General features: G+C 43.2%; 2 protein-coding genes and 1 pseudogene. All 3 read left to right on the top strand.

Annotation, left to right across the window (positions count from 1 at the left end; genetic code table 11):
• The first annotated feature begins 72 nt into the window (after positions 1-72).
• On the top strand, positions 73-1,254 hold the full coding sequence (locus JGK11_RS32470) for a transposase (protein ID WP_293214468.1): 1,182 nt from the start codon (positions 73-75) through the stop codon (positions 1,252-1,254).
• A 477-nt stretch (positions 1,255-1,731) separates the two neighbouring features.
• Positions 1,732-3,549 (top strand): group II intron reverse transcriptase/maturase, encoded by a 1,818-nt coding sequence (gene ltrA, locus JGK11_RS32465; protein WP_293187180.1) that lies wholly within the window; start codon positions 1,732-1,734, stop codon positions 3,547-3,549.
• 91 nt (positions 3,550-3,640) lie between these two features.
• Positions 3,641-3,913: pseudogene (locus tag JGK11_RS32460) on the top strand (RNA-guided endonuclease TnpB family protein); the annotation flags it as partial.
• Between the last annotated feature and the right edge of the window lie 26 nt (positions 3,914-3,939).

Here is a 3,939-nt window from a genome sequence, read left to right as displayed (position 1 = left end):
GTATTGTAAAACTTCATTCAGTTTGTAAGCATAAGTAATCAAGCATGGTATTATGTGGTCAGGAGGTTGAGAATGCAGCTAACAGAACGTCACATCATTAAATCGAAAGAACGCCGTTTCGTCCAAATTGACGAACTAGCTTTTAAATCGAAGAATCTCTACAATGCTGCCAATTATGTCCTTCGTCAAAGTTTCATTTATGGATGGGGCTATGTCAATTACAACGAAATGAATCGCTTGATGAAATCTCACGCAGCTTACAAAGCAATGCCTGCCAAGGTTGGCCAGCAAATCTTGATGTTGTTAGACAAAAACTGGAAATCGTTTTTTGAAGCTCTCAAAGCTTACAAAAAAGATGCCTCTAAATTTACGGGTCGTCCAAAACTACCTAAGTACAAAGATAAAGTCAAAGGTCGAAATATCCTGGTTTATACGATTCAAGCAATAAGCAGCAGGCAGTTGAAAAATGGAATTATTAAACTGTCAGGTACTGAGATTTTAATCAAAACCAAAGTAAATCCCGAACGAATTTGTCAAGTTAGATTGGTTCCCAAATGCGATGCTTATGTAATTGAGGTAATTTACGATGAACCGGAGTCCACCGCTAGCAGTAACAACTTCGTAGCTAGTATTGATTTGGGACTGGACAATTTAGTGGCGCTAACTTCAAATCAACCGGGATTTATCCCTCTTTTGATTAACGGGCGACCACTCAAATCGATTAACCAGTTCTACAACAAACGCTCTTCGCAGTTGCAATCCCAACTAAAAGGGGAGCGCAAAACCTCACCCCGGCTTCAACGCTTAACCCGCTGTCGCAACCAAAAAGTCGATAATTACTTGCATCACACAAGTCGATTAATAGTCGAACTTCTGACGGCAAATCAAATTGGGACGCTAGTAATTGGCAAAAATGCACAGTGGAAAACTGAAATTAACCTGGGAAAACGAACTAATCAAAACTTTGTCAGCATTCCTCACGCTCGATTAATTGAGATGTTGGAATACAAGGCTCGATTGGTGGGAATTAAGGTGATTGTTCAAGAAGAATCTTACACGTCTAAGTCGAGCGTGCGTTTCGTTCTGAAGAAACCCAGAAATGGGGGGAATTCAGGCTCTAATAAGGTAATCCAATATGGATTGAGTTCGCACTTTAATCCCTTGTTAGATGACAACTTGTTCGTCTTGTGGGTGAGAACACTGTTCAAGTCCCATCCCGCTGGTGCTGCGGTGAAAGCATCACCCCTACGGTAGCGATTAGCCATCAATCCGTAAAGCGGGGTGAAAAAGCGGTAACTGGAAAACCTATTCTAGAATCCCGTTGAGCAGGAGTTTATGGGTAGCAAAAGCAAAGGTACATCCGAACCATCGTGAGAGATAACCAGCGAAACAGGTTGATACGCTGGGAGTCCCAAAAGGGCAAGGATTGGTAATAAAGGGATTCTACCTTCAATTTACCACAGGGTTGGCAATTGTTTGTTTGACCAACCAAGCACTCTGTAATAAACCCGGTGGAAAGTACCACCCTAAAAGCTCTAAACAAAGACGAACAGGAACGAAATAACCTACCGTTTGCTCTCTGGAAAAGTCGATTTTCAGAGTAGGTGCTAACCGGATGCAACGGCAAGGAGAGATTGGGTCAAAAGCGAAAGCTCCCCTGTAACGAGGGAGATATGCAGACAGACCCACGGTGTCTCGGAAGATAGAGCCTCCAGTAGCAATATAAAAGTCATGAGCACGGTAAAACCGATGTATGAATGGAACAAGACTCCTTGGCGAAAGCTGGAAAGAGTTGTGTTCAAGTTGCAGAAAAGAATCTATCAAGCCGCCAATCGTGGTGATATTAAGGCGCTTCGCAGACTCCAAAAGTTGTTGATGAAGTCCTGGGCTGCAAAATGCTTAGCGGTTCGTAGGGTTACTCAGGATAACAAAGGAAAAAAGACGGCAGGTGTGGATGGTGTCAAATCACTAACCCCAAAGCAACGCCTTGACCTAATAGGTAATATAAACCTGAGTTCAAAGGTCAGCCCAACCAGGCGAGTATGGATTCCCAAGCCTGGTACAGAAGAGAAGCGACCTTTAGGAATCCCAACAATGAAAGACCGGGCATTGCAGGCGCTTGTTAAACTGGCATTAGAACCAGAATGGGAAGCGCGATTTGAACCGAACCAATATGGGTTCAGACCTGGACGCTCGTGCCAAGATGCTATCGGGGCAATATTTAATGCGATTAGGTATAAGCAAAAATATGTGCTAGATGCGGACATCGCCAAATGCTTCGACAAAATCGACCATGAAGCACTGCTTAAAAAATTAAATACATTCCCGCTTTTGCGCCGCCAAATCAAGGCATGGCTCAGAGCGGGGGTGATGGACGGACAGCAGTTGTTTCCAACACTTGAGGGTACGCCACAGGGTGGAGTTATTTCTCCACTACTGGCTAATATAGCTCTCCACGGGATGGAACATCGAATTAAGGAATTTGCCAAAACCTTGGACATCAAAAAGTCAACAGGAAAAGGGCAAGTAAGCTGGCAACAAAAATGTAAAAGCATATCCTTAATAAGATACGCCGATGACTTCGTAATTCTCCACGAAGATTTAACCGTTGTTCAAAAGTGTAAAGAGATAATCTCTGAATGGCTAAAAGGCATGGGTTTGGAGCTAAAATTCAGTAAAACAAGGATAGCTCACACAATGAGCAGCCATGATGGACAGTCTCCAGGATTTGATTTCCTGGGATTCAAAGTCAGGCAATATCCATCTGGCAAATATACTAGCGGGAAAAATCCCCAAGGTGAACTACTGGGTTTCAGCACAATCATCACCCCAAGCCCGACAAAAGTTAAGATACACCTCAAAGAAATCGCAAGAATAATAGACATCCACAAAGCCAAATCTCAATCAGATTTAATTAAGAGGTTAAATCCTCTAATTATAGGGTGGGCTAATTATTACCGAACGGTTCCAAGTAGCAAAGTCTTCTATAAATTAGACTCACTGGTGTATCAAAAACTCAGAGCTTGGGCAAATCATCGCCATCACAAATCGAAAACATGGGTGTCAAATAAATACTGGCAAACCATAGGCAATGATCACTGGGTATTCGCAATCAGGGAAGAAGGGACTAACCCTCTCCGGTTACGTAAACATGGTCAAATAAAAATCATAGACCATGCCAAAGTTAAAGGCGAATCGTCACCATACGACGGAAACCTGGTGTATTGGAGTATAAGAATGGGAAAACACCCTGAAAGTCCCAAAAGAGTGACAACACTTCTTAAGATTCAAAAGGGTAAATGTTCTCACTGCGGATTACATTTTCGAGACGAAGATGTCATGGAAGTTGACCACAGAATTCCTAAATCGAAAGGTGGAAAGGATTCTTATGACAACTGGGACTTACTTCACAGGCATTGCCACGATATAAAGACTGCTACAGATGGCAGTCGGGGTACAAAATCTAGCTGTAAAAGTGTTAAACCTAAGCCACCTTCACGTACAGAATGGTTCTGGAAAGAGGATATGTTGGTAACGCGGTATGAGTGACAATCACCGAGTCATTGAGGAGCCGTGTGAAGAGAAATTTTCACGCACGGTTTTGGAGAGCGGCGGCTCTCGTGAGGGGGTCGCCGACTTTAATTTCTTGAATCTAGATCCAATTCCTGTGTACGGGCATACTAGCGCTTTGGATGTCGTATTTAGTGGCAGGCGAATCAAAAGAGGATTATACAGAACATCAGTCGGTCAATTAATTAACTCCGATGTTAACGGTTCTTACAACATCCTCAGAAAAGCAATCCCAAATGCCTTTGGCAATGGGATAGAGAGCTGCGTAGTTCAGCCAAGGCGGGTCAATCCGCTCGAAGTGAAAGCGAAAGGGGAGGGACTGGAAGCCTCCCATGTCATGTAATAGATGACTATACTTTTACCAGCTAT

Source organism: Microcoleus sp. PH2017_34_RAT_O_A (genome assembly GCF_020737885.1).
GTDB lineage: Bacteria > Cyanobacteriota > Cyanobacteriia > Cyanobacteriales > Microcoleaceae > Microcoleus.
This window is presented reverse-complemented; position numbering and strand designations above follow the sequence as displayed.